We start from the raw sequence: 26,072 nt of genomic DNA on the forward strand, positions 1-26,072 counted from the left end.
AATGATAGAGTTTAGTATAGGGTTACTTTATGCTTTGAATAAGTTTAGTATGTGAAAAGGGGTGAATTTATGAGGATTGAAAAAGGTACAGGAATAAAAGATATATTAAAAATAATGTGTCCAGGTACACAACTTAGAGAAGGGTTAGAAAATATATTAAGAGCAAAAACAGGTGGATTAATTGTTATTAGTGATAGCGAAGAAGTTATGAACATTGTAGATGGGGGATTTTCAATTAATTCAGAATATACACCTTCTTACGTTTATGAATTGGCAAAGATGGACGGAGCAATAGTTATAACAGAGGACTTGAAAAAAATTATTTGTGCAAATGCACAGTTAATACCGGATTCATCTATTCCTACTTATGAAACAGGAACCAGGCATAGAACTGCACATAGAGTAGCAAAACAGACTAATAAAATAGTAATAGCTATCTCACAAAGAAGAAATATAATAACTATGTACAAAGGGGATATAAAATATGTTTTAAGAGAAAGTAGTGTTATATTAAGTAAAGCAAATCAGGCAATACAAACTTTAGAAAAATATGTTGCAGTTTTAGATCGTGTAATTAACAATTTGAATTTACTAGAGTTTCAGGATTTAACAACATTGTTTGATGTGGTAACAGCGATTCAAAGAACAGAAATGGTAATGAGAATAGTTGAAGAAATTAATATGTACATATTAGAACTTGGAAATGAAGGTAGATTGATTTCAATGCAGCTTAGTGAATTGATACGTCACATAGAAAGGGATGGGATTCTATTAATTAGAGATTACTGCAAAGAAGATCTTAATTATAATGACATTTATGAAGCAATACAGAAATTAAATTCATCAGAACTTATAGATTTAGATGCTATCGCTAGAGTTTTAGGGTACTCAGGTATACCGTTAATGGATACTTTAATTTCTCCTAAAGGATATAGAGTATTAAGTAAAGTTCCTAGAATACCTGCAAATGTAATTGAAAACTTAATTAAAGAATTTAAGGAGCTAAGTGCAATAATTGAAGCAGATATTGATGATCTAGATAATGTAGAGGGAATTGGAGAAGCTAGAGCTACTGCCATAAGGAGTGGCTTAAAAAGAATACGTGAACAAATATCTTTAAAAAAGGAAATCTAATAAAAGCTAGATTAATAATCTAAATTATTAATCTAGCTTTTTTAGAATTAATTTAAGTTAAATTTACCTAAAGTTATCATCTTGTTATATTCTTTTATTATTATATCATATAAGCTTATGCCTAATAAATTACATAATGAAGTAAGATAAAATAAATTATTACCAATTTCTTTTTCTATAACCTCACGACAATCATCACAAGCAATACAAGAAGTCTTGCTATCAGATGAAATTTCCTTATTGATATTATTCTCTCCATTTTTTATGTAAGATATATTCTTAATATTAATGCATCCGCAATTTGTTATAGATTTTGCTATGGCTCTATTTACCTTGGAATTAGTTTCGCTATATTTGGTGATAACATCTAAAATGTTATTATGACGTATTAAACAATCATTTACACAATTTTGATATTCATCAAATATCATATCATTCATGTACTTCATCTCCTTAATAAAATACTATACTAAAGAATTCTATCTAGTACTGTAAAAGCTTTTATAGTTTTATAGAAAATTAGAGCATTAATTCAAATAAATTATTATAGCTATATTTCAAATACAAGTTATATAATACATAAGAAAATAGAAATTTAATAGGGGGACATTTTATTAAACTTAATAATTTATTCATTTTAGATAGATTAATTGTATGTTATAATTAACAATATATAGTATGACTATTAGATTGTAAGTATGAAAACACATAAAAGTGGAGATAATTAGAAGGAGGTGAATTATGTGTTAAAAAAAATATTGAGAGTTTTATTTACAATTTTAGGTGTTGTAATAGGGTATGTAATAGCACAAATGCTACTTGCGATACCTCAAATATCAAGTATATCATATCTAGCTAATACTATTGGGAAATTGACTTTCATTGTAGTATTATGTTTAATTTTTGGACTTATATTATTTTTTATTTGCCCTACAGTTTATAGAGGAATTTCTAATTTGATAGAATACATTGAGAGAAGTATGCAAAAGATGAGCATAGCAGAAATAATATATGGATGCTTAGGGGCAGTAATTGCATTAATATTAATGACTTTTATTGCTAAACCAGTAAGTGGTATATATCCAGTCGTAGGTCCAATATTATTGATAATATTAAATTTGCTGGCGGCTGTAATAGGTGCAGAAGTTATGATTAAGAAAAAAGATGATATAACTGGACTTATAGTAAATTTTAAAATACCATCAATGAAAGAAAAGAAAAGTAAAGAATCTAAAGAAAATTCAAAAGAAGAAGCAATTCAATATGAAATTCCGAAGGTATTAGATACTTCAGTTATAATTGATGGACGAATATTTGACATCTGTGAGACAGGATTTATAGAAGGCCCATTGGTTGTTTCAAATGCAGTATTGGATGAATTAAGACATATATCAGATTCTTCAGATGCATTAAAAAGAAACAGGGGACGAAGAGGATTAGATATATTAAATAAAATTCAAAAGGAATTACCTATTGAAACAAGGATAGTTGAAGATAATTTTCCTAAAATTACTGAGGTTGATAGCAAATTATTAAAGTTAGCACAAGAAATGAAAGGGAAAGTTATAACTAATGATTATAATCTAAATAAAGTCGCTGAATTTCAAGGGGTTCCTGTATTGAATATAAATGAGCTATCTAATGCAATAAAACCAGTGGTTTTGCCAGGAGAAGAAATGGTTATAGATATAGTTAAAGATGGTAAAGAATCTAGTCAAGGTGTGGCATATTTAGATGATGGCACCATGATTGTTGTTGAGGGAGGAAAAAGATATATTGGTCAAACAAAAGATGTATTAGTTACATCAGTACTTCAAACTGCAGCAGGAAGAATGATTTTTGCAAAACCAAAAGAAAGTTAGTGCTAAGGAGATAGAATGGTAACTGCAATTTTATTAGCTGGTGGAAAAGGGACTAGGATGGGAACTTCCAAAAGCAAACAATTTATTGAGATAAAAGATAAGCCTATTTTATATTATACTATTAAGTTGTTTATGGACAATGATTTAATAGACAATATTATTTTAGTATTATCAAAGGATGATACTGAATACTGTAAAAATGAAGTATTAAAAAAATATAATCTTAAAGTAAATAAAATAGTAGAGGGTGGAAGCGAAAGACAAGAGTCTGTATACAATGGATTATTAGCAGTTAATAATTCAGATATCGTATTAATACATGATGCAGCAAGACCTTTTACATCTGAACGAATTATTAATGATTCAATAAAATATGCTAAGAAATATAAGGCAACAGCACCTGGAGTTATGCCTAAAGATACGATAAAAATAAAAAATGAAAAAAATTTCTCTGTTGAGACTCTTGATAGAAAAAAACTTGTATCAATTCAGACACCACAAGCCTTTGACTATAATATGATTTATGAATGTCATAGTAAAGTTAAAGAAATGGGAATATCAGTGACCGATGATACAATGGTAGCAGAGCTTTTTGGAAATGAGGTTTATATTTTTCAAGGAGAGTACACTAATATAAAGATAACTACTCCCGAAGACATGATTTTAGCTGAATATTTGGTAAAAATCTAGTCTATTACAATATTATTGACAGGTAATTTTCAAAAAGTTATAATTAACTCACAACAAAATTATTTATAAAATCAATGATGAAGAATAGTAGAAATCGCAATTTCAGAGAAAAGGTCCATAGGCTGTAAGACTTTTAATAGATTTTGAACCAGCTTCGGAGTAATAGGAAAAAACTATCGGTTTAATACCGTTATCATTATTAGAGAACAAATTTAGGTGGTACCGCGATAATAAGTTCGCCCTAATATATATATTAGGCGAACTTTTTTTGTATTTTGACTAACAAATTCTATGCTGGTAGATCTAAATAGTTTTCCGCAGTGAGTAGAAAAAGCTGATTTTATAAATGTAAGAAAATTAGTTTTAATAGGGTTAAAGTATAGAGCGAATGCAATGAAGGGTTAAAAATGTTCAATTTGAGTAATTAGCGAAATGTAATTTGATATTTAAAATTAAAGTAATTTAGAGCAAAAGCAATTTTAATGGCACTATAGGATGATTTGCATAAGTTATATGTTTAATGTACGAATTATCACAGTCAGTAAGAAAGTCTTATAGGCGTGAATAACCATCATTTTGCAGATGGTCCTAACTTAGAAAACTATATAAATTTATATACATTAGGAGGAATTTTTATAATGAAAATGTCTAATATGTTAATAACAACATTGAGAGAAGTACCAGCGGAAGCAGAAATCGATAGTCATAAACTTATGCTTAGAGCAGGATTGATGAAAAAAATGGCAGCGGGAGTATACAATTATATGCCATTAGGATTGAGAGTATTAAAAAAAGTTGAAGACATAGTAAGAGAAGAAATGAATTCAGCAGGAGCGCAAGAATTTTTGGCATCAGCTATGATTCCAGCAGAATTATGGCAAGAATCTGGTAGATGGGATGCGTATGGCGCCGAAATGTTTAGATTAAAAGATAGAGGAGAAAGAGACTTTTGCTTAGGACCAACTCATGAAGAAGTTTTTACTGATATAGCTAGAAGTATGATAAAATCATATAAGCAATTACCACTTAATTTATATCAAATTCAAACTAAGTATAGAGATGAGCGTAGACCAAGATTCGGAGTTATGAGATCAAGAGAATTTATTATGAAAGATGCGTATAGCTTTGATAAAGATCAAGAAGGATTAGATTTAGCATATGATAAAATGCATGATGCATATGTAAAAATATTTAATAGATGTGGATTAGATGCTAAATGCGTTCAAGCAGATTCTGGGGCAATTGGTGGAGCAAATTCAGCAGAATTTATGGTTAAATCAGAAGTGGGAGAAGATGATGTAGTATTCTGCACTAAATGCAATTATGCTGCAAATATTGAAAAAGCAGTAGCTATTCCAGAAAAACAAGAAAAAGAAGAGTTAAAAGAAGTTCATAAAGTTGAAACACCTAATGCAAGAACTATAGAAGAAGTAGCAAATTTCTTCAATGCAGATGAAAAAAGATTTGCTAAGACTATGTTATTTAATGCAGATGGAAAAATAGTTGCTGTTATGGTAAGAGGAGATAGGGAAATAAATGAGGTAAAGGTTACTAATGAAATTGGAGAAGTAAGCAATCTTGATTTCGCAAGCCCAGAAGAAGTTTTCAATGCAACTGAAGCATTAATAGGATTTGCTGGACCAATTGGAATAAAAGTTGATATGTTATTAGTAGATGAAGAAGTTGCCAATATGTACAATTTTATTGCTGGAGCAAATGAAACAGGATATCATGTTGAAAATGTTAATTATGGAAGAGATTTTGAAGGTATTGTTGGAGATTTTAGAAATGTAACTGAAGGTGAAAAATGTCCTTGTTGCGATGGCACTATAACTATAGCAAGAGGAACAGAAGTTGGGCATATTTTTAAACTTGGAACAAAATACTCAAAAGCTATGAATGCAAATTTTATAGATGAGAATGGGAAAGAAAAGCCATTTATAATGGGATGCTATGGTATAGGAGTTACTAGAACTGTTGCTTCTATAATAGAACAGCACCATGACGAAAATGGAATAGTGTGGCCTTTGGCTGTTGCACCATATCATGTATCTGTAATTCCTGTAAATGTTAAAGATGAAAATCAACTTGAAGCAGCGAATCAACTTTATGAAAAATTAATAGGTATGGGTGTAGAAGCACTTATTGATGATAGAAATGAAAGAGCAGGAGTAAAGTTTAAGGATTCAGAATTAATAGGAATACCAATAAGAGTAACTGTAGGTAAAAAAATTGGAGAAGGTATAGTAGAGTTTAAACTTAGAGATGGAGAAATGAGAGAAGTACAACTTGAAGATGTATATGATATAATTAAGGATGAATTTGATAAAAATAATATAAGCTTAAAATAATATTAGGAGGTAAATTGATGAAGATATATAATAGTTTAACTAGAAGAAAAGAAGAGTTTATCCCTATAGTCCCAAATGAAGTGAAAATGTATGTTTGTGGACCAACTGTTTATAATTATTTTCACATTGGAAATGGAAGAACTTTCATTATATTCGATACCGTAAGAAGATATCTGGAATATAGAGGATATAAAGTATCGTTCATTCAAAATTTTACTGATATAGACGATAAAATGATAAATAAAGCTAATTCAGAAGGTGTAACAGTAAAAGAATTAGGTGATAGATATATTGAAGAATATTATAAAGATGCAGATTTGCTTAATATAGAAAGAGCTACAATTAATCCAAGAGCAACAGAATATATAGATGAAATTATAAAATTTGTAGAACAATTAATAAATTTAGGATATGCGTATGAAGTAGATGGTGATGTTTATTTTAGTACAAATAAATTTGAGGCATATGGAAAACTTTGTGGTCAAAATCTGGAGGATTTACAAGCTGGCGCTAGAATAAATGTAGATGAAAGAAAAAAAGATCCGATGGATTTTGCAGTTTGGAAAGCACAAAAAACCGGTGAACCAGCATGGAAAAGTCCTTGGGGCATGGGAAGACCCGGTTGGCATATCGAATGTTCATGTATGGCTAAAAAGCTTTTGGGAAATACAATTGATATTCATGCTGGAGGGATGGATTTAAAATTTCCGCATCATGAAAATGAAATAGCTCAAAGTGAAGCAGTGACTGGCAAGAAGTTCGCAAACTATTGGATGCATGCTGCATTTGTAAATGTAGATAACAAAAAAATGTCTAAGTCATTAAATAATTTCTTTACAGCAAGAGAGATCCTTGAAGAGTATGATTCAGATGCTATAAGATTTTTAATGCTTTCAGGGCACTATAGAATTCAAATTAACTTTACTAAAGAACTATTAGATTCGTCTAAATCTTCAGTTGAAAGGTTATATAATTGTATAAATAATCTTGAAAATTTAAAAAGTGAAGTTAAGCATAAGGATATGACAGAAGAAGAGCATATTTATTTAAAATCTTTAGATAAATATAGAGATAAATTCATTGAAAAAATGGATGATGATTTTAATACTGCAGATGCTATATCTGTACTATTTGATTTAACTAAAGATATAAATAATAATATAAGTATAGATTCATCAGTAGAAATTTGCGAAAATGCAGAGAAACTTATAAGGGAATTAGGAAAGCCACTTGGAATTTTACAAAAGAGGATTGAAAAGGACTTAGATTCAGAAATAGAAGAACTTATAGAACAAAGACAGGAAGCGAGAAAAAATAAGAATTTTGCGTTGGCGGATAAAATAAGAGATGATTTAAAGGCAAGAAATATTGTGCTAGAAGATACTCCACAAGGTGTAAGATGGAAGAAAATTAATTGATATTTCTTGTAAGAAAAGATTATTTAATTAATGGTTAGTATGCAAACATAAAAATAGCAATTAAAATGCACAGTACAAGTTAGCAAGACTTATATAAGTCTTGAATATTGTCATTGTGCATTTGCTTTAAAAGTGGTACTTTTAGTTAAAGAGGAGAAAAAAATGATAAATGACTTAAGAGTTAAAGAATTTAGTAAAGATGAAGCTAGAATGTTAAACCCTTTGCAATTAGCTTTAATTGGTGATGGAGTATATGAAGTTTTTATCAGAAATTATATATTGAGCAACAATATATCATTAAATGCTAATAAGATTCATGTAAAAGCAATTAGTTACGTAAAAGCTAAAAGCCAATCTGATATAATGCATCAATTGGAAAGTTTACTTAAAGAAGATGAGTTAAGTATTTACAAAAGAGGGCGAAATGCTAAGTCAGCTACAATTCCCAAAAATGCAGATGTGAGAGATTATAGAATGGCAACAGGATTTGAAGCACTTGTAGGATATTTATATCTAATTGGAGATAAAGAACGATTGGAATTTGTGCTAAATAAATCACTTTACATATTAAATTAGATTTTATTATAAAATGCAAGGAGGGAAATGAATGCAAGAAAAAAATAGAGCTATAAGAAAAAATAGTGAAATGAAGAAAAGTAAAGATACAGAACAAAAAGATAAATTGAATAAAAAAGATAATTTGAATATAGGAAGAGAAGATTTAATAATAGGAAGGAATGCTGTTTCAGAAACTTTAAAGGGAAAAGGAACAATAGAAGCATTATACATATCTAACAATAGATCTGAAGGATCGATAAAAGCTATTATAGGAATGGCAAAGGAAAAAGGAATTCTTATAAAAGAAGTTGATAAGAGAAAACTTGATTCAATGTGTGGTGGGGAAGTTCATCAAGGAGTAATAGCTAAAGTGACACCATTTAAATATTCTGATGTATCAGATATCCTAGATTTAGCAAGAGATAAGAATGAAGATCCGTTTATAATTATATTAGATGAAATTGAAGACCCTCATAATTTAGGTTCTATAGCTAGAACTGCAGAGCTATTTGGAGCACATGGAATTATTATACCTAAAAGAAGAAGTGTGTCGGTAAATAGTACTGTGTATAAATCATCAGTGGGAGCTATTGAGCATATGAAGATAGCTAAAGTAACTAATATAAATAATACTATAGACGAATTAAAAGAAAACGGAATATGGGTTTATGGTACTGATATAAGAGCAAAAGAATATAGTTATGAAGCTGATTTTACTGGACCTTGTGCAATTATAATAGGAAATGAAGGTAAAGGTATGTCTAAATTAACAATACAAAAATGTGATAAGTTAATTAAAATACCAATGGTGGGAAAGATTAATTCTTTAAATGCATCAGTAGCAGGTGGTATAATGATGTATGAAATATTAAAAGGGAGACTAAAGTGAGAGAGGTATATATGTGAAAACTATTTTTGTAGATGGGTACAATGTTATAAATAGCTGGCCTAATTTAAAAGCTACAAAAGATTTTACTTTTGAAGGTGCAAGGCAGTCTCTGATAGATATTCTTCATAATTATTCTGTATTTAATAGTTGCAGAATATCTATAGTCTTTGATGCACATAAGGTTACAGGAAGTATTGAGAAAAAAGAAGAGGTTAGCAATCATATATCGGTTATTTTTACTAAAGATGGAGAAACGGCTGATAGTTATATTGAGAAAAAAGTTAATCAATTAGGAAGAAAACATGAGATAGTAGTAGTAACTTCTGATAATTTAGAGCAACAAACAGTATTTCAAAGAGGGGCAGTTAGAATGTCTTCTTTAGAATTTTATAATGAAATTTTAAAGGTAGAAAAAGTGATTAAAAAGAATTCTGAAAATAATAAGATTGGATATAAAAATAGCTTAAGTGATAATATTCCTGATAGTATTGTTGAAAAGTTGGAAAAAATTAGAAGGGGCAAATGAATTAAGTTGACTAAGGCAATTTTGCTAAGGTATAATTGTTTACATAAGTAGTTTTATGCAGAAGAGAGTTGAGTGAGAATCGTTGGAAAAGTTTTTAGAATTTAAAGATAAATCAGATGAAGAAATTGTTATAGAAGCAAAATCAGGAGATAATAGAGCGCAAGATTATTTGATTTCTAAATATGAAAATTTTGTTAAGTCAAAGGCTAAGTCATATTTTTTAATTGGGGCAGATAAAGAAGACATTTATCAAGAAGGAATGATTGGTTTTTACAAAGCTATTAGAGATTATAAACCTGATAAGTCAACATCGTTTAAGGCTTTTGCAGAAATATGTGTAACGCGACAGATCATTACTGCAATTAAAACTGCTACTAGACAAAAGCATATTCCATTAAATACTTATGTATCATTGAATAAACCAATTTATGAAGAAGAATCTGAACGAACATTATTAGATGTTTTAGCTGGTATAAAGATTTCAGATCCAGAAGAACTTATAATAAGTAAAGAACAAATGGATTATATTGAGGATAAAATAGAAAATGTGTTATCAGATTTAGAATTGGAAGTTCTTACATCATACTTAGATGGGAAGTCTTATCAAGAAATAGCATGTGATTTAGAGAGGCATTCTAAATCTATCGATAATGCTTTACAAAGAGTAAAAAGAAAACTGGAAAAGTATTTAGATATAAAATAATTTTTTTATTGACAAATAAAAAAAAGAATAGTAAAATTTATAATTGGTATATCAAGGAATAGCATAAAATGAACGCTCACATAGCTCAGTAGGCAGAGCGTCGCCTTGGTAAGGCGGAGGTCGTCGGTTCAATCCCGATTGTGAGCTCCAAATAAAATAAAAAAACACTAGGCAAAGTTTATTACATGATTTAAGGGAGGAATTTAACAATGGCAAAGGAAAAGTTCGAGAGAAGTAAGCCACATGTTAACATTGGAACAATCGGTCACGTAGACCACGGTAAGACAACATTAACAGCAGCTATAACAACTGTATTAGCAAACAGAGGATATGCAGAAGCGTTTAACTATGCTGATATAGATAAAGCGCCAGAAGAAAAAGAAAGAGGAATTACAATCAATACAGCTCACGTTGAGTATGAAACAGAAAACAGACACTATGCTCACGTAGACTGTCCAGGACATGCTGACTATGTTAAGAACATGATTACAGGAGCTGCACAAATGGATGGAGCTATCTTAGTTGTATCAGCAGCAGATGGTCCAATGCCACAAACAAGAGAACATATCTTATTAGGATCAAGAGTTGGTATAGAATACATAGTAGTATTCTTAAACAAAGCAGATATGGTAGATGATCCAGAATTATTAGAATTAGTTGAAATGGAAGTAAGAGAATTATTAAGTGAATATGACTTCCCAGGTGATGATATTCCAGTAATAACAGGATCAGCATTAAAAGCATTAGAAAATCCAACAGATGAAGAAGCTATCAAACCAATATTAGATTTAATGGATGCAGTAGATAGTTATATTCCAACACCAGAAAGAGCTACAGATAAACCATTCTTAATGCCAGTTGAAGATGTATTTACAATCACTGGTAGAGGAACAGTTGCAACAGGAAGAGTTGAAGCTGGGGTTCTTCATGTTGGAGATGAAATAGATATCGTTGGATTACAAGAAGAAAAGAAGAAGACAGTAGTAACTGGAATCGAAATGTTCAGAAAGTTATTAGACGAAGCGCAAGCAGGAGATAATATCGGAGCATTATTAAGAGGTATTCAAAGAACTGAAATCGAAAGAGGTCAAGTTTTAGCAAAACCAAACTCAGTACATCCACATACTAAGTTCGTAGGTCAAGTATACGTACTTAAAAAAGAAGAAGGTGGAAGACATACTCCATTCTTCGATGGATATAGACCACAATTCTATTTCAGAACAACTGACGTTACTGGTTCAATCAAATTACCAGATGGAATGGAAATGGTAATGCCAGGAGACCACATTGACATGAATGTTGAATTAATCACTCCAATCGCAATGGATGAAGGATTAAGATTCGCTATCAGAGAAGGTGGAAGAACTGTAGGTTCTGGAGTTGTTACTAGTATAGTTGAATAATATTAATTATTCTTTAAATAAATAGGACTAAGTTATTTAACTTAGTCCTATTTAAAGGTGATTGACAATAAAGATCTTGTATGATATTTTATATAAGTAAAATTAAAAGTAAGTCTTTTCAACAAAAACAAAAGATAAGATCTTTTGTTTAATATATATGAAATATATGAAACTGGAGGTGCAGTCATGAGAACAAAGATAACTTTAGCATGCACAGAGTGTAAACAAAGAAATTATGATTCAATGAAGAACAAGAAAAATGATCCAGATAGATTAGAAATGAGAAAATATTGTAAATTCTGCAAAAAACACACTCTTCATAGAGAAACAAAATAGTTAGCCTAAAATGACATATGCTTATTAAAATTAAGGATGTGATAGTATGTCAGATAAAAATAATGTGAAAACTGGAAAGGCTGTTCAAAAGAGTAGTTTGTTTAGTTTTTTTAGAGAGGTTAAGGCTGAGGTGAAAAAAATAACTTGGCCTTCAAAGAATGAGACAAAGAAAGCATTAATTGCAGTTTTAATATTCACTGTAATATACATAGTATTAGTTGGTGGATTTGATTTTATTTTCAAGAGCCTCTTTGAAATGATTTTAAAATTAAAATAATAAGGAGGTTTGGCAATATTCATTGTTGCTGAAATGACTATGAGTGAAAGAGCAAGATGGTATGTAGTACATACATACTCTGGATATGAAAATAAGGTTAAAGCAAATCTAGAAAAAGCAATTGAAAACAGAAATCTTGAATCTCTTATCCATGATATACAAGTACCAATGGAAGAAGTGGTTGAAGAAAAAGATGGTAAGCGCAAAGTCTCATTAAAGAAAAAATTTCCTGGATATGTGCTAGTTAAGATGATAATGGGTGATGAAGCTTGGTACGTTGTAAGAAATACAAGAGGTGTAACAGGATTTGTCGGTCCAGGATCAAAACCAGTTCCTCTATCAGATGATGAAGTTCAATCAATGGGAGTGGTAGAAACTACTATTGATATAGATTTAGAAATAGGGGAAAATATAAGAATTATCTCAGGACCGTTAAGAGATTCCATAGCTATAATACAAGAGATAATTTTAGAGAAACATAAAGTTAAGGCTTTAGTAGAAATGTTTGGCAGAGAAACTCTTGCCGAATTAGATTTTAATCAAGTTGAAAAATTAGTTTAATGTAAACTGATTTAATAAAGTGGGAGAACGAAAAGTTCGCATATACCACAGTAATAGGAGGAATAACAAAAATGGCTAAGAAAGTAACTGGAATGATTAAACTTCAACTTCAAGCAGGTAAGGCAACACCAGCTCCACCAGTTGGTCCAGCTTTAGGTCAACATGGTGTAAATATAATGGGATTCTGTAAGGAGTTTAATGCTAAAACAGCAAACCAAGCAGGATTAATAATACCAGTAGTTATAACAGTTTACCAAGATAGATCTTTTAGTTTTATATTAAAAACACCTCCAGCTGCAGTTCTAATTAAGAAAGAATTAGGATTAGAAAGCGGATCAGGGGTTCCTAATAAAACTAAGGTTGGTAAGTTAACTCAAGATCAACTTAAAAAAATAGCAGAAACTAAGATGCCGGATTTAAATGCTGCTAACGTTGAATCAGCAATGAGAATGATTGCTGGAACAGCTAGAAGTATGGGCGTAACTATTGAAGAGTAATTCGTAAAATTAAGTGGGAGGTAAAAACCGTTATTACCACGGAGGAGGAAAAGAAATGGGAAAAAAATACATTGAAAGTGCAAAGCTTATAGATAAAAGTACACTATATAGTTCTAATGAGGCATTAGATCTTGTTTTAAAGACTGCAAAAGCTAATTTTGATGAAACAATTGAACTACATGTAAGACTTGGAGTAGATCCAAGGCATGCAGACCAACAAGTAAGAGGTGCTGTTGTTTTACCTAACGGAACAGGTAAAACTGTCAAAGTGCTTGTATTTGCAAAAGGTGCTAAAGCTGATGAAGCTAAAGCAGCTGGAGCAGATTTTGTTGGAGCAGAAGAATTAGTTCAAAAAATTCAAAGTGAAAATTGGTTCGACTATGATGTAGTTGTAGCAACTCCAGATATGATGGGGGTTGTTGGTAGAATCGGTAGGGTTTTAGGACCTAAAGGATTAATGCCAAACCCTAAATCAGGAACAGTAACATTTGATGTTACTAAAGCTATTGAAGATATAAAAGCTGGTAAGGTTGAATATAGAGTAGATAAAACTGCTATAGTTCACTGCCCTATTGGAAAGAAATCATTTGGAGTAGAGAAGTTAAAAGAAAACTTTAATGCTTTAATGGAAGCTTTAATCAAGGCTAAACCAGCAGCGGCTAAAGGACAATATGTAAAATCGGTATCAGTTTCAAGTACAATGGGACCAGGAGCTAAAATAAATCCAACAAAAGTTTTAGATTAGTATTGACTTAAAATAAGTTAAGTGATACAATATCAAATGTTGTTGAAAAAAGAATAAATTTTTCCGTAGACAGTAGGTGCGAAAGCATAAAAGGATAACTACCTACCGAGGTATATAATAATTAGTTATTATAGATCTTCCTGTCTGCGGGAAGATCTTTTTAAATAAATAAGCAGTTTAAAACTGTGAGGAGGTGGACCGCAGTGATAAATAAGAACAGACAACTTAAAGAAGCAAAAGTTGCAGAAATCAAAGAAAAGTTAGAAAAAGCTCAAGCGGTTGTTCTTGCTAAATATCAAGGATTAACTGTTGAAGAAGATACTTTACTAAGAAAGAATCTAAGAGAAGCTGGAATTGAATATAAAGTATATAAAAATACTTTAGTTACTTTAGCTGTTAAAGAATTAGGAATTGAAGGTTTTGATGAATATTTAGAAGGACCTGTGTCTATTGCGTTTGGATATGATGACGTAACAGCTCCTGCAAGAATATTAAATGATTTTGCAAAAGATCATAAAGCTTTAGAACTTAAAGCTGGTATCGTAGATGGAGAATTATATGATGCAGCAAAGATTCAACAACTTGCAACAATACCATCAAAAGAAGTTCTTATCGCAAAACTTCTTGGAAGTATCAAGTCTCCAATATCAAGCTTTGCACGTGTAATAAGTGCTATTGCTGATAGTAAGGGAACAGAATCTGCAGAATAATATTTGTGGAAAACAAAAAAATAATTTTATAAAAATTTTCGGAGGTGCTATTAAAATGACAAGAGAAGATATAATTCAAGCAATTAAAGAAATGAGCGTTTTAGAATTAAACGAATTAGTAAAGGCTTGTGAAGAAGAATTTGGAGTAAGTGCTGCTGCTGCTGTTGTAGCTGGTGGAGCTGTAGCTGGTGGAGCTGCTGCTGAAGAAAAATCAGAATTTGATGTAGTATTAGCTAGCGCTGGAGATAACAAAATAAAGGTTATCAAAGTTGTAAGAGAAATAACTGGATTAGGATTAAAAGAAGCTAAAGAAATAGTTGATGGAGCTCCTAAGACATTAAAAGAAGGCGTTGCTAAAGAAGAAGCAGAAGAAATGAAAGCTAAATTAGCTGAAGTTGGAGCTACTGTAGAATTTAAATAATAAAAAGGTGCTTGATGCACCTTTTTTGTTGGTTGTATAAAGCTATATATAATGTTTATTATACAAATTCATAGTAAATATTATATATAGCTTTATGACTAAATATTACATTTTAAATTGTGTTGACAATAAAAAAATCATATGATATTATAATATAATGTATTATTCACTATGGAATAATATATATTCTTAGTGGAAAAACAGAGTATAATTTGGTTATTAATGGTTATACTATAAAAAGACGCTGTCCGAAAGCAAAGTCCTTAGGGAAAGTATGCTTTTGGTTATTTTAGTTTATACAAGGGGTGAAAGTTCATGGTACATCCTGTCCAAGTTGGGAAAAGAACAAGAATGAGTTTCGGTAAGGTTAAAGATGTTACTGAAATGCCAAATCTAATTGAGGTTCAATTAGATTCATATCAATGGTTTCTAGATGAAGGATTACACGAAGTTTTTGAGGATATCAATCCGATAACAAATTTTACGGGTAATTTAGTTTTAGAATTTGTTGATTATAAACTTGATATGGAAAATATCAAATACTCAGTTGAAGAATGTAAAGAAAGAGATGCAACATATGCAGCTCCACTGAAAGTTTCAGTAAGACTTCAAAATAATGAAACTGGTGAAATAAAAGAACAAGAAGTGTTCATGGGAGATTTTCCTTTAATGACTGAACAAGGTACTTTTGTAATCAATGGTGCAGAAAGAGTTATAGTAAGTCAATTAGTAAGATCACCAGGCGTATATTATAATTACTCTATAGACAAGAGTGGTAAAAAATTATATTCTGCCACTGTAATTCCTAATAGGGGTGCATGGTTAGAGTATGAAACAGATTCAAATGATATAATCTATGTAAGAATAGATAAGACAAGAAAGCTACCAATCACTATATTAGCGAGAGCTATGGGTTTTGGCAGTGATCAAGAATTATTAGACTTTTTTGGAGAAGAAGAAAGACTTAGAGCTTCAATAGAAAAAGATAATACTAAGACTAAAGAAGAGGCATTGCTTGAAATATATAAAAGATTAAGACCAGGAGAGCCACCAACAGTTGATAGTGCTATATCTTTAATTGATACTCTATTTTTTGATGCAAAAAGATATGATTTATCTAGAGTAGGTAGATATAAATTTAATAGAAAGCTAGCATTAAATTTAAGAATAGCAAACCAAGTATCTGCAGGGGATATTGTTAATCCACAAACTGGAGAAATAATGGTTGAGAAAAATCAAAAAATTAGTAGGTTGATGGCTGAAGAAATACAAAATGCTGGTGTTAAATCTGTTGATCTATTAATAGAAGATAAGGTGGTTAGGGTAATAAGTAACCATTTTGTTGATATAAATAAACAAGTTTCATTTGATATTTCAGATTTAGGAATTAAAGAATTAGTACACTATCCAACATTAAGAGAAATATTAGATAACTTTTCTGATGAATCAACTATTAAAGAAGAGATAAAGAAGAATATTTCAAGACTTATTCCAAAACATATTATAAGAGACGATATTTTCGCAACTATTAGTTATGAACTAGGATTAGCATATGGAATAGGCTATGTTGATGATATAGACCATTTAGGAAATAGAAGATTAAGATCAGTTGGAGAATTATTACAAAATCAATTTAGAATTGGTTTATCAAGGATGGAAAGAGTAGTTAAAGAAAGAATGACTATTCAAGATCAAGAAGCAATAACTCCACAGATGTTAATAAATATAAGACCGGTGGCAGCAGCTATAAAAGAATTCTTTGGAAGCTCACAATTATCACAATTCATGGATCAAACAAATCCATTATCGGAATTAACTCATAAAAGAAGATTATCAGCATTAGGACCAGGGGGACTTTCAAGAGAAAGAGCAGGGTTTGAAGTTAGAGACGTTCACCATTCACATTATGGAAGAATGTGTCCTATAGAAACACCAGAAGGTCCGAATATAGGTCTTATTAATTCATTAGCTACTTTTGCTAAAGTCAATGAATATGGTTTTATAGAAACACCATATAGAATAGTTGATAAAGAACACGGTAGAGCTACAGATGAAATTAGATACTTTACTGCAGATGAAGAAGATCAGTTTTTAATAGCTCAAGCAAAAGAACCGCTAGATGAAGAAGGACATTTTATCGATAAAAAGGTTACAGTAAGACACTTAGAAGACGTGTTCGTAGTTCCGGCTACAGATGTAGATTTGATTGATGTATCTGCAAGACAGATGGTATCAGTTGCAACAGCTATGATTCCGTTCCTTGAAAATGATGATGCTACAAGAGCACTTATGGGATCAAACATGCAACGTCAAGCAGTTCCATTATTAAAGCCACAAGCACCAATAGTGGGTACTGGTATTGAGTATAAAGCAGCTGTAGATTCAGGAGTACTTCCTAAAGCGAAAAATGCAGGGATTGTTACATATGTATCTGGTTCTGAAATAAAAATTAAAAGAGATTCAGATGGTGGTATAGATGTATATAAACTATTAAAGTTTAAGAGAAGTAACTCAGGTACTTGTATTAATCAAAGGCCAATAGTAGATACAGGAGAAGTTGTATATAAGAATCAGGTTATTGCAGACGGTCCATCAACAGACTTAGGTGAAATTGCATTAGGTAGAAATATCAGAATGGGATTCATAACATGGGAAGGATATAACTACGAAGATGCTATGCTGATTTCTGAAGAATTAGTTAGAGAAGATATCTTTACTTCTATGCATATTGAAGAATATGAATGCGAAGCGAGAGATACGAAGCTAGGCCCAGAAGAAATAACAAGAGATATTCCAAATGTAAGCGATGATGCGCTTAAAGATGTGGATGAAAGAGGAATAATCAGAATAGGTGCTGAAGTAAGATCCGGAGATATATTAGTAGGTAAGGTTACACCAAAGGGCGAAACAGAATTAACAGCAGAAGAAAGATTGCTGAGAGCAATATTTGGAGAAAAAGCTAGAGAAGTAAGAGATACTTCATTAAGAGTGCCACATGGAGAAGCTGGTATAATTGTTGATATTAAAGTATTTACAAGAGAAAATGGAGATGAATTAAATCCAGGAGTTAATGAACTTGTAAGATGCTATATCGCACAAAAAAGAAAAATATCAGTTGGTGATAAGATGGCAGGACGTCATGGTAATAAAGGGGTTATATCAAGAGTTTTACCGGAAGAAGATATGCCGTTTTTACCAGATGGAAGACCACTTCAAATTTGCTTAAATCCGCTAGGAGTTCCTTCACGTATGAATATAGGGCAGGTGCTTGAAGTTCATTTAGGATGGGCAGCAAGCCATTTAGGTTGGCACATAGCAACACCAGTATTTGATGGAGCAACAGAAAGTGAAATTACAGAATGCTTAGAAAAGGCTGGATTTAATGCTAATGCTAAGACTATATTATATGACGGAAGAACAGGAGAGCCGTTTGATAATGAAGTAACTGTTGGAATAATGTATATCTTAAAGCTTCATCACTTAGTTGATGATAAGATACATGCTAGATCAACTGGACCATACTCTTTAGTTACGCAACAACCACTTGGAGGTAAAGCTCAATTTGGTGGGCAAAGATTTGGAGAAATGGAAGTTTGGGCACTTGAAGCATACGGCGCAGCACATACATTACAAGAAATTTTAACAGTTAAATCAGATGATGTTGTAGGTAGAGTTAAAACATATGAGGCTATAGTTAAAGGTGAAAATATACCAGAACCAGGTGTTCCGGAATCATTTAAAGTTCTTATAAAGGAACTTCAAGCTTTATGTCTTGATATAAAGGTTCTAAATGACTCGCATGAAGAAGTTAAATTAAAAGAGTTTGCTGATGATGACATGGCAGATTTGGAAGTTAATATAGAGGGAACTGAAGAAAGTATTACTCCAGAACCGGAAATTATAAATGATGGCTATGATGAGACTAGGGAAGATGACCTTGATGATATTGATTATGACGAAAATGCAGATATCGAAGAACTAGATCAGTTAGATTTAGATGGATTTAATGATGAACACTAATTTTGAAGGGAGGATTTACCCTTGTTTGAATTAAATAATTTTGATGCAATACAAATTGGTTTAGCATCTCCAGAACAAATAAGAGAGTGGTCAAGAGGAGAAGTTAAAAAACCAGAAACAATTAATTACAGAACTTTAAAGCCAGAAAGAGATGGTTTATTCTGTGAAAGAATATTTGGACCAATGAAAGATTGGGAATGTCATTGTGGAAAATATAAGAGAGTTAGATATAAGGGAATAGTTTGTGATAGATGTGGAGTAGAAGTTACTAAGGCTAAGGTAAGAAGAGAAAGAATGGGTCACATTGAATTGGCTGCCCCTGTATCTCACATTTGGTACTTTAAAGGAATCCCATCAAGAATGGGATTGTTACTAGATATGTCACCAAGATCTTTAGAAAAAGTATTATATTTTGCTTCTTATATAGTTACAGATCCAAAAGAAACACCACTATTAAAGAAACAACTTCTTAATGAAAAAGAGTATAGAGAAGCTGTTGAAAAATATGGTGATGAAAGCTTTGAAGCTAGTATGGGTGCAGAAGCAATCCAAGAATTATTAAATGAGATTGACTTAGAATCAGCGTCAAAGGAACTAAAAGAAGAATTAAAACAGAGTACTGGTCAAAAAAAAGTAAGAATAATTAGAAGATTAGAAGTGGTAGAATCATTTAGAAAATCTGGGAATAAACCAGGGTGGATGGTTATAAGTGTTATACCAGTAATACCGCCAGATTTAAGACCAATGGTTCAACTAGATGGTGGAAGATTTGCTACTTCTGATTTAAATGATTTATATAGAAGAGTTATAAATAGAAATAACAGATTAAAGAAGTTATTAGATTTAGGAGCTCCTGATATAATTGTTAGAAATGAAAAAAGAATGCTTCAAGAGGCTGTAGATGCACTTATTGATAATGGTAGAAGAGGTAGGCCTGTAACAGGTCCGGGAAATAGACCTTTAAAATCTCTTTCTGATATGTTAAAAGGTAAGCAAGGAAGATTTAGACAAAACTTACTTGGTAAGAGAGTTGACTATTCGGGAAGATCAGTTATTGTTGTTGGTCCAGAATTAAAAATGTATCAATGCGGTCTTCCAAAAGAAATGGCTATAGAGTTATTTAAACCATTTGTTATGAAGAAACTAGTTCAAGATGGAATTGCTCATAATATTAAAAGTGCTAAGAGAATGGTTGAAAGAGTTCAACCACAAGTCTGGGATGTACTAGAAGAGGTTATTGCTGATCATCCAGTATTACTTAATCGTGCTCCTACACTGCATAGACTTGGAATTCAAGCATTTCAACCAGTCTTAGTAGAAGGTAAGGCAATAAAACTTCATCCATTATCTTGTACAGCATACAATGCTGACTTTGATGGTGACCAAATGGCTGTCCATCTTCCATTATCTGTTGAAGCACAAGCGGAAGCAAGGTTTTTAATGCTAGGTGCAAGCAATATATTAAAGCCATCAGATGGTAAACCGGTTTGTGTTCCTACACAAGATATGGTTCTTGGATCATATTACTTAACAATGGATAGAGATGGTGCTAAAGGAGAAGGAATGACTTTCTCTAGTGTAGATGAAGCTATAATGGCATATGAGACAAAGGCTATTAATATCCATGCAAAGATTAATGTAAAAGTAACTAGAGAATTTGATGGAGTAAAACAATCAAGAATAATTAAAACTACAGTTGGTAAAATAATTTTCAATGAATCAATACCTCAAAATCTAGGATTAGTCGATAGAAGCAATGAAGAAACAAAATTTGATTTGGAAGTTGATTTCTTAGTAACTAAAAAATCATTAGGTAGAATTATAGATAATTGCTATATGAAGCATGGCCCAATAAAGACATCAGTGATGCTTGATAATATAAAAGCGCTAGGATATCATTATTCATCAATTGGAGCGGTAACAGTTGCGACATCGGATATTATAGTTCCAGATGCTAAATATGAATTACTTAAAGAAGCTGATGAAACAGTTGAAAAAATTGAAAAAATGTATAAGAGAGGATTCATATCTGATGACGAAAGATATGAAAGAGTTATTGAAAAGTGGACTCAAACAACTGAGGACATTGCGAATGCTTTAATGGACAGTCTTGATAAGTTTAATCCAATATATATGATGGCAGACTCAGGAGCCAGAGGTTCTAAGTCACAAATTAAGCAATTAGCTGGTATGAGAGGACTTATGGCGAGTCCATCTGGTAAAATCATAGAATTGCCAATCAAAGCATCATTCAAAGAAGGTTTGGATGTATTAGAATATTTCTTATCTACACATGGTGCTAGAAAAGGTAATGCTGATACTGCATTAAAAACAGCGGATTCAGGGTATTTAACAAGAAGGCTTGTTGATGTTTCTCAAGATGTAATTGTTAGAGAAGAAGACTGTGGAACTTCTGAAGGTCTTTATGTTACAGAAATCAAAGAAGGAAATGAAGTTATTGAGGAATTAAAAGAAAGACTAATTGGTAGATATACTGCTGAAGATGTTATAAACCCAGAAAATGGAGAAGTTGTAGTTCCTAGAAATGAATATATGGATATAGATGCAGCTGAAAAAATTACTTCGTTAGGAATTAAAAAAGTAAAAATAAGATCAGTATTTACATGTGATTGTAAAGTGGGTGTATGTTCAAGATGTTATGGTATGAACATGGCTACTGCTAAAAAGATTGATATAGGTGAAGCAGTTGGTATTATAGCAGCACAATCAATCGGAGAGCCAGGAACACAACTTACAATGAGAACATTCCATACAGGTGGAGTTGCTTCAGGTGCAGATATCACTCAAGGTTTACCTAGAGTTGAGGAGTTATTTGAGGCTAGAAAACCAAAAGGGCTTGCAATTGTATCAGAAATAGCAGGAAGTATTAAAATAGAAGAAACAAAGAAAAAGAGAATGGTTATAGTTATGAGTTCTGATGGAGAAGAACGTAGCTATGATATTCCATTTGGATCTAGATTAAGAGTAACTGAAGGTGACTATATAGAAGCAGGAGATGAAATAACAGAAGGCTCTGTTAATCCGCATGATATAATGAATATCAAAGGAATTGATGGTGCAAGAAGATATTTACTCTCAGAAGTTCAAAAAGTTTATAGATTACAAGGTGTTGATATTAACGATAAACATCTAGAAGTAGTTGTAAGACAAATGACAAGAAAAATAAAAGTTAGTGAATCTGGAGATACAGATCTTTTACCAGGAACAATGATAGATATGTTTGATTTCAAAGAAGAAAATGCTAGAGTTAGAGAATTTGGTGGAGAAGAAGCCAAAGGAGAAGAAACTCTTTTGGGAATTACTAAAGCAGCATTAGCAACAGATAGCTTCTTATCAGCAGCGTCATTCCAAGAAACAACAAGAGTATTAACAGAAGCAGCAATAAAAGGAAAAGTAGATCCATTAGTAGGCTTAAAAGAAAATGTTATAATTGGTAAACTTATTCCAGCTGGTACAGGAATGATGAGATATAGAAATCTTAACATAGAAGCAGCAGAGGAAGAATCTGTAGAAGAAATAGAAACAGTTTAATATTAGAAACTTATTGTGTTGACATGTGTATATTAAAATGATAAAATACAATTTGTGTGATTTACTCTATAAAATATACAGATATGTGTCAACACAATAAATAAGTTTCGTATATTTTATAAATTATTTACATAATTTAATATTGAAAATTTAAAATAATAGTAGATTACCCAATATTTAAAAATAAATTAGTTTTTATCTTTATTTATATAGATAAAATAAATTTCAGGAGGTGAAACAATGCCAACTATTAGCCAATTAGTAAGAAAAGGCAGAAAGACAACTATAGCTAAATCAACTGCACCAGCACTTAAAGAGTGTCCACAAAAAAGAGGGGTATGTACAGTAGTTAAAACAACAACTCCTAAGAAGCCTAACTCAGCTTTAAGAAAAATTGCCAGAGTTAGATTAACAAATGGATATGAAGTAACTGCATATATAGGTGGAGTTGGTCACAACTTACAAGAACATAGTGTTGTTCTTATAAGAGGTGGAAGAGTTAAGGACCTTCCTGGTGTTAGATACCATATTGTAAGAGGTGCATTAGACTGTGCCGGAGTAGCTAACAGAATGCAAGGAAGATCTAAGTACGGTGCTAAGAAACCTAAGAAATAGGAATCTTAACTTATGATAGTGCTTATCTTCAACATAAATATTGAATTTAGTTAAGTTTATATATAGATGTAAAGATTAGCACTTTGCGGTATTAGAAAATAATGCCGAGTACCGATGAACTTAAATTCAAAATGTTAAGGAGGGAAGAAAAGTGCCAAGAAAAGGACATATTGCAAAAAGAGACGTATTACCAGATCCAGTTTATAACTCAAAGGTTGTTACTAAATTTATCAACAGCATAATGCTAGATGGTAAGAAAGGTGTAGCGCAAAAAATATGCTACGACGCTTTTGAATTAATAGCTCAAAGAACTGGAAAAGATGCTTTAGAAGTATTTGAAGAAGCTATGAACAATGTAATGCCATTATTAGAAGTAAAAGCTAGAAGAATAGGTGGTGCTACATATCAAGTTCCAATAGAAGTTAGACCAGAAAGAAGACAGACGTTAGGAATAAGATGGATGTTAATAGCGGCAAGAAAAAGAGGCGAAAAGCTTATGGCTGAAAGAGTTGCAGGAGAATTAATGGACGCATCTAATAACACAGGAGCAGCTGTTAAAAAGAGAGAAGATACTCATAAAATGGCTGAAGCTAATAAAGCATTCGCTCATTACAGATACTAATATATATATATCAAAACTGTTTTGGCTAATGCTAAGGCAGTTTTGTCAAATTATTTTACTATATTTACTATTTGAGAGGAGGACAAATAAATGGCAAGAAAATATCCTTTAGAGAAATTTAGAAATTTCGGAATAATGGCTCATATAGATGCAGGTAAAACAACAACTACTGAGCGTATATTATTTTATACAGGTGTAAGCCATAAAATAGGAGAAGTTCATGATGGTGAAGCTACAATGGACTGGATGGTTCAAGAACAAGAAAGAGGTATAACAATTACTTCTGCTGCGACATCATGTGAATGGAAAGGTCATGAATTAAACATCATTGATACTCCAGGACACGTAGACTTCACAGTGGAAGTTGAAAGATCTTTAAGAGTTCTAGATGGAGCCGTTACTGTTTTAGATGCTAAAAGTGGGGTTGAACCTCAAACTGAAACAGTTTGGAGACAGGCGGATAAATATGGTGTTCCAAGAATGATTTATGTAAATAAGATGGATGCTACAGGTGCAGATTTCTTTAGATGTGTAGAAACTGTTAAGGATAGATTAAAAGGAAATGCTGTTCCAATACAAATTCCAATAGGTAGCGAAGAAAACTTTAAAGGTATGGTTGACCTTATAAGAAATATAGCTATCGTATTCTATGATGATCTTGGAAAAGATATGAGAGAAGAAGAAATTCCAGCTGATTTAGTAGATCAAGCTGAAGAATATAGAGCTGCCATGATTGAAGCTATAGCTGAAACAGATGAAGAATTAATGGAAAAGTATTTAGAAGGTGAAGAACTTACTGTAGAAGAATTAAAATCTGCTTTAAGAAAAGCAACAATCGCTAATGAAATTTATCCATGTATTTGTGGTTCTTCATACAAAAATAAAGGCGTTCAAGAAATGATTGATGGTGTTGTGGACTTCTTACCATCACCATTAGATATTCCAGCTGTAAAAGGAACAACTTTAGAAGGTGAAGAAGTTGAAAGAAAAGCTGATGATAGCGAACCATTATCTGCTTTAGCATTTAAAATTGCTACAGATCCATTTGTTGGTAAGTTGGCGTTCACAAGAATTTATTCAGGTGTAATGCAAAGTGGTTCATATGTTCTTAACTCAACTAAGGGTAAGAAAGAAAGAATCGGAAGACTTGTAAAGATGCACTCTAATTCAAGACAAGAAGTTGAAGCTTTGGAAGCAGGTGAATTAGGAGCAGTTATTGGATTAAAGAATACTACTACAGGAGATACTTTATGTGATGAAAAATCTCCAGTAGTTCTTGAGTCTATGGAATTCCCAGAACCAGTTATAAATATTGCAATTGAGCCTAAAACAAAGGCCGGTCAAGAAAAGATGGGTATAGCTTTAGCTAAGTTAGCTGAAGAAGATCCAACTTTCAAAACTTGGACTGATGAAGAAACAGGTCAAACAATAATTGCAGGTATGGGAGAGCTTCACTTAGATATTATCGTTGATAGACTTCAAAGAGAGTTTAAGGTTGAATGTAATGTAGGTGCTCCTCAAGTTGCTTACAAAGAAACAATTAGATCAGCAGTTAAAGCTGAAGCTAAATATGCTAAACAATCAGGTGGTAAAGGTCAATACGGTCATGCTGTAATTGAAATGGAACCAACTGATGGAGAATATGTATTTGAAAATGCTATTGTTGGTGGAGCTATTCCTAAGGAATATATACCAGCTATCGATGCAGGTATTCAAGAAGCAGCTTTAAATGGTATTGTTGCTGGATACAACGTTATTAACTTCAAAGTTAAGTTAGTACATGGTTCATATCATGAGGTTGACTCATCTGAAATGGCATTTAAAATTGCTGGTTCTATGGCATTCAAAAATGCTATGGCTAAAGCAGATCCAGTACTTCTTGAACCTATGATGAAAGTTGAAATAACAGTTCCAGAAGAATACATGGGAGATGTTATTGGAGACGTTAACTCAAGAAGAGGTAGAATGGAAGGCATGGAGGCTGTTAATGGAGCTCAAGTTATTAGAGCATATATACCATTATCTGAAATGTTTGGATATGCTACAGCTTTAAGATCAAGAACTCAAGGTAGAGGTGTTTACGCTATGGTATTCGACCACTATGAAGAAGTTCCAAAGAACATACAAGAAGAAATAGCTGGCAAGAGAGCAAAATAATTTTAAATTATAGTATAATAATTAA

General features: G+C 31.8%; 23 protein-coding genes, 1 tRNA gene and 2 other annotated features. Of the genes, 23 read left to right on the top strand and 1 reads right to left on the bottom strand.

Annotation, left to right across the window (positions count from 1 at the left end; translation table 11 throughout):
• Positions 1-69: 69 nt before the first annotated feature.
• The gene (disA, locus tag CNEONATNEC86_RS00920; protein ID WP_058293617.1) at positions 70-1,134 is read left to right on the top strand and encodes a DNA integrity scanning diadenylate cyclase DisA; all 1,065 of its coding nucleotides are present in this window, start codon (positions 70-72) and stop codon (positions 1,132-1,134) included.
• A 47-nt stretch (positions 1,135-1,181) separates the two neighbouring features.
• Here the strand turns inward: disA and CNEONATNEC86_RS00925 are convergent, their stop codons facing one another.
• Complete coding sequence (locus CNEONATNEC86_RS00925) at positions 1,182-1,574, bottom strand: nucleoside triphosphate pyrophosphohydrolase family protein (RefSeq protein ID WP_058293616.1); 393 nt, start codon at positions 1,572-1,574, stop codon at positions 1,182-1,184.
• A gap of 303 nt (positions 1,575-1,877) precedes the next feature.
• On the opposite strand from CNEONATNEC86_RS00925, the gene CNEONATNEC86_RS00930 reads away from it, so the two are divergent.
• From CNEONATNEC86_RS00930 to fusA, 22 genes are all read left to right on the top strand, one after another.
• Positions 1,878-2,996, top strand: a complete 1,119-nt coding sequence (locus tag CNEONATNEC86_RS00930; protein WP_058293615.1) for a PIN/TRAM domain-containing protein — start codon at positions 1,878-1,880, stop codon at positions 2,994-2,996.
• Between the two features lie 15 nt (positions 2,997-3,011).
• Positions 3,012-3,686 (top strand): 2-C-methyl-D-erythritol 4-phosphate cytidylyltransferase, encoded by a 675-nt coding sequence (gene ispD, locus CNEONATNEC86_RS00935; protein WP_058293614.1) that lies wholly within the window; start codon positions 3,012-3,014, stop codon positions 3,684-3,686.
• 65 nt (positions 3,687-3,751) lie between these two features.
• Positions 3,752-3,933, top strand: a binding site (T-box leader).
• Positions 3,934-4,324: 391 nt separating this feature from the next.
• Entirely contained in the window at positions 4,325-6,037 is a 1,713-nt protein-coding gene (locus CNEONATNEC86_RS00940) for a proline--tRNA ligase (protein ID WP_125149595.1), read from the top strand.
• 17 nt (positions 6,038-6,054) lie between these two features.
• Positions 6,055-7,455, top strand: coding sequence for a cysteine--tRNA ligase (cysS, locus tag CNEONATNEC86_RS00945; RefSeq protein ID WP_125149596.1), 1,401 nt, complete (start codon positions 6,055-6,057; stop codon positions 7,453-7,455).
• Between the two features lie 162 nt (positions 7,456-7,617).
• The gene (locus CNEONATNEC86_RS00950) at positions 7,618-8,031 is read left to right on the top strand and encodes a Mini-ribonuclease 3 (RefSeq protein WP_125149597.1); all 414 of its coding nucleotides are present in this window, start codon (positions 7,618-7,620) and stop codon (positions 8,029-8,031) included.
• Between the two features lie 31 nt (positions 8,032-8,062).
• Entirely contained in the window at positions 8,063-8,902 is an 840-nt protein-coding gene (gene rlmB, locus CNEONATNEC86_RS00955; RefSeq protein WP_159135409.1) for a 23S rRNA (guanosine(2251)-2'-O)-methyltransferase RlmB, read from the top strand.
• 13 nt (positions 8,903-8,915) lie between these two features.
• Positions 8,916-9,428: an NYN domain-containing protein gene (locus CNEONATNEC86_RS00960; RefSeq protein WP_058293609.1), complete on the top strand. Its 513-nt coding sequence runs from the start codon at positions 8,916-8,918 to the stop codon at positions 9,426-9,428.
• An 82-nt stretch (positions 9,429-9,510) separates the two neighbouring features.
• A complete protein-coding gene (gene sigH / locus CNEONATNEC86_RS00965) occupies positions 9,511-10,131 on the top strand; it encodes an RNA polymerase sporulation sigma factor SigH (protein WP_058293608.1) in 621 nt (206 codons plus the stop codon).
• A 74-nt stretch (positions 10,132-10,205) separates the two neighbouring features.
• Positions 10,206-10,281, top strand: a tRNA-Thr gene (locus CNEONATNEC86_RS00970).
• Between the two features lie 59 nt (positions 10,282-10,340).
• The gene (gene tuf, locus CNEONATNEC86_RS00975) at positions 10,341-11,534 is read left to right on the top strand and encodes an elongation factor Tu (RefSeq protein ID WP_058293046.1); all 1,194 of its coding nucleotides are present in this window, start codon (positions 10,341-10,343) and stop codon (positions 11,532-11,534) included.
• 186 nt (positions 11,535-11,720) lie between these two features.
• Positions 11,721-11,870, top strand: a complete 150-nt coding sequence (rpmG, locus tag CNEONATNEC86_RS00980; protein WP_058293607.1) for a 50S ribosomal protein L33 — start codon at positions 11,721-11,723, stop codon at positions 11,868-11,870.
• A 46-nt stretch (positions 11,871-11,916) separates the two neighbouring features.
• A complete protein-coding gene (gene secE, locus CNEONATNEC86_RS00985) occupies positions 11,917-12,147 on the top strand; it encodes a preprotein translocase subunit SecE (protein WP_058293606.1) in 231 nt (76 codons plus the stop codon).
• Between the two features lie 39 nt (positions 12,148-12,186).
• Positions 12,187-12,708: a transcription termination/antitermination protein NusG gene (gene nusG, locus CNEONATNEC86_RS00990; protein WP_058293644.1), complete on the top strand. Its 522-nt coding sequence runs from the start codon at positions 12,187-12,189 to the stop codon at positions 12,706-12,708.
• Positions 12,709-12,779: 71 nt separating this feature from the next.
• Entirely contained in the window at positions 12,780-13,205 is a 426-nt protein-coding gene (gene rplK, locus CNEONATNEC86_RS00995) for a 50S ribosomal protein L11 (protein ID WP_022743540.1), read from the top strand.
• A 55-nt stretch (positions 13,206-13,260) separates the two neighbouring features.
• Entirely contained in the window at positions 13,261-13,950 is a 690-nt protein-coding gene (rplA, locus tag CNEONATNEC86_RS01000) for a 50S ribosomal protein L1 (protein WP_058293605.1), read from the top strand.
• A 45-nt stretch (positions 13,951-13,995) separates the two neighbouring features.
• Positions 13,996-14,122: a sequence feature (ribosomal protein L10 leader region), on the top strand.
• 34 nt (positions 14,123-14,156) lie between these two features.
• Positions 14,157-14,660: a 50S ribosomal protein L10 gene (rplJ, locus tag CNEONATNEC86_RS01005; RefSeq protein ID WP_058293643.1), complete on the top strand. Its 504-nt coding sequence runs from the start codon at positions 14,157-14,159 to the stop codon at positions 14,658-14,660.
• A 55-nt stretch (positions 14,661-14,715) separates the two neighbouring features.
• Positions 14,716-15,081: a 50S ribosomal protein L7/L12 gene (gene rplL / locus CNEONATNEC86_RS01010; RefSeq protein ID WP_058293604.1), complete on the top strand. Its 366-nt coding sequence runs from the start codon at positions 14,716-14,718 to the stop codon at positions 15,079-15,081.
• Between the two features lie 315 nt (positions 15,082-15,396).
• Positions 15,397-19,101 carry a DNA-directed RNA polymerase subunit beta gene (rpoB, locus tag CNEONATNEC86_RS01015; protein WP_125149599.1) on the top strand — a complete coding sequence of 1,235 codons (3,705 nt, stop codon included), beginning with the start codon at positions 15,397-15,399 and terminating at the stop codon, positions 19,099-19,101.
• A gap of 21 nt (positions 19,102-19,122) precedes the next feature.
• Positions 19,123-22,653 carry a DNA-directed RNA polymerase subunit beta' gene (rpoC, locus tag CNEONATNEC86_RS01020; RefSeq protein WP_159135410.1) on the top strand — a complete coding sequence of 1,177 codons (3,531 nt, stop codon included), beginning with the start codon at positions 19,123-19,125 and terminating at the stop codon, positions 22,651-22,653.
• 240 nt (positions 22,654-22,893) lie between these two features.
• On the top strand, positions 22,894-23,268 hold the full coding sequence (rpsL, locus tag CNEONATNEC86_RS01025) for a 30S ribosomal protein S12 (RefSeq protein ID WP_058293601.1): 375 nt from the start codon (positions 22,894-22,896) through the stop codon (positions 23,266-23,268).
• A 151-nt stretch (positions 23,269-23,419) separates the two neighbouring features.
• Positions 23,420-23,890, top strand: coding sequence for a 30S ribosomal protein S7 (gene rpsG, locus CNEONATNEC86_RS01030; protein WP_058293600.1), 471 nt, complete (start codon positions 23,420-23,422; stop codon positions 23,888-23,890).
• Between the two features lie 90 nt (positions 23,891-23,980).
• Positions 23,981-26,047 carry an elongation factor G gene (gene fusA / locus CNEONATNEC86_RS01035; protein WP_058293599.1) on the top strand — a complete coding sequence of 689 codons (2,067 nt, stop codon included), beginning with the start codon at positions 23,981-23,983 and terminating at the stop codon, positions 26,045-26,047.
• Positions 26,048-26,072: the final 25 nt, after the last annotated feature.

Origin of the sequence: Clostridium neonatale (genome assembly GCF_900465025.1) — a bacterium.
Taxonomy (GTDB): domain Bacteria; phylum Bacillota; class Clostridia; order Clostridiales; family Clostridiaceae; genus Clostridium; species Clostridium neonatale.

Coding starts and splice junctions, on each gene's coding strand:
- disA (WP_058293617.1), top strand. CDS start 70: ATGAGGATTGAAAAAGGTACAGGAATAAAAGATATATTAAAAATAATG.
- CNEONATNEC86_RS00925 (WP_058293616.1), bottom strand. CDS start 1,574: ATGAATGATATGATATTTGATGAATATCAAAATTGTGTAAATGATTGT.
- ispD (WP_058293614.1), top strand. CDS start 3,012: ATGGTAACTGCAATTTTATTAGCTGGTGGAAAAGGGACTAGGATGGGA.
- CNEONATNEC86_RS00940 (WP_125149595.1), top strand. CDS start 4,325: ATGAAAATGTCTAATATGTTAATAACAACATTGAGAGAAGTACCAGCG.
- cysS (WP_125149596.1), top strand. CDS start 6,055: ATGAAGATATATAATAGTTTAACTAGAAGAAAAGAAGAGTTTATCCCT.
- CNEONATNEC86_RS00950 (WP_125149597.1), top strand. CDS start 7,618: ATGATAAATGACTTAAGAGTTAAAGAATTTAGTAAAGATGAAGCTAGA.
- rlmB (WP_159135409.1), top strand. CDS start 8,063: ATGCAAGAAAAAAATAGAGCTATAAGAAAAAATAGTGAAATGAAGAAA.
- tuf (WP_058293046.1), top strand. CDS start 10,341: ATGGCAAAGGAAAAGTTCGAGAGAAGTAAGCCACATGTTAACATTGGA.
- rpmG (WP_058293607.1), top strand. CDS start 11,721: ATGAGAACAAAGATAACTTTAGCATGCACAGAGTGTAAACAAAGAAAT.
- secE (WP_058293606.1), top strand. CDS start 11,917: ATGTCAGATAAAAATAATGTGAAAACTGGAAAGGCTGTTCAAAAGAGT.
- nusG (WP_058293644.1), top strand. CDS start 12,187: ATGAGTGAAAGAGCAAGATGGTATGTAGTACATACATACTCTGGATAT.
- rplK (WP_022743540.1), top strand. CDS start 12,780: ATGGCTAAGAAAGTAACTGGAATGATTAAACTTCAACTTCAAGCAGGT.
- rplA (WP_058293605.1), top strand. CDS start 13,261: ATGGGAAAAAAATACATTGAAAGTGCAAAGCTTATAGATAAAAGTACA.
- rplL (WP_058293604.1), top strand. CDS start 14,716: ATGACAAGAGAAGATATAATTCAAGCAATTAAAGAAATGAGCGTTTTA.
- rpoB (WP_125149599.1), top strand. CDS start 15,397: ATGGTACATCCTGTCCAAGTTGGGAAAAGAACAAGAATGAGTTTCGGT.
- rpsL (WP_058293601.1), top strand. CDS start 22,894: ATGCCAACTATTAGCCAATTAGTAAGAAAAGGCAGAAAGACAACTATA.
- fusA (WP_058293599.1), top strand. CDS start 23,981: ATGGCAAGAAAATATCCTTTAGAGAAATTTAGAAATTTCGGAATAATG.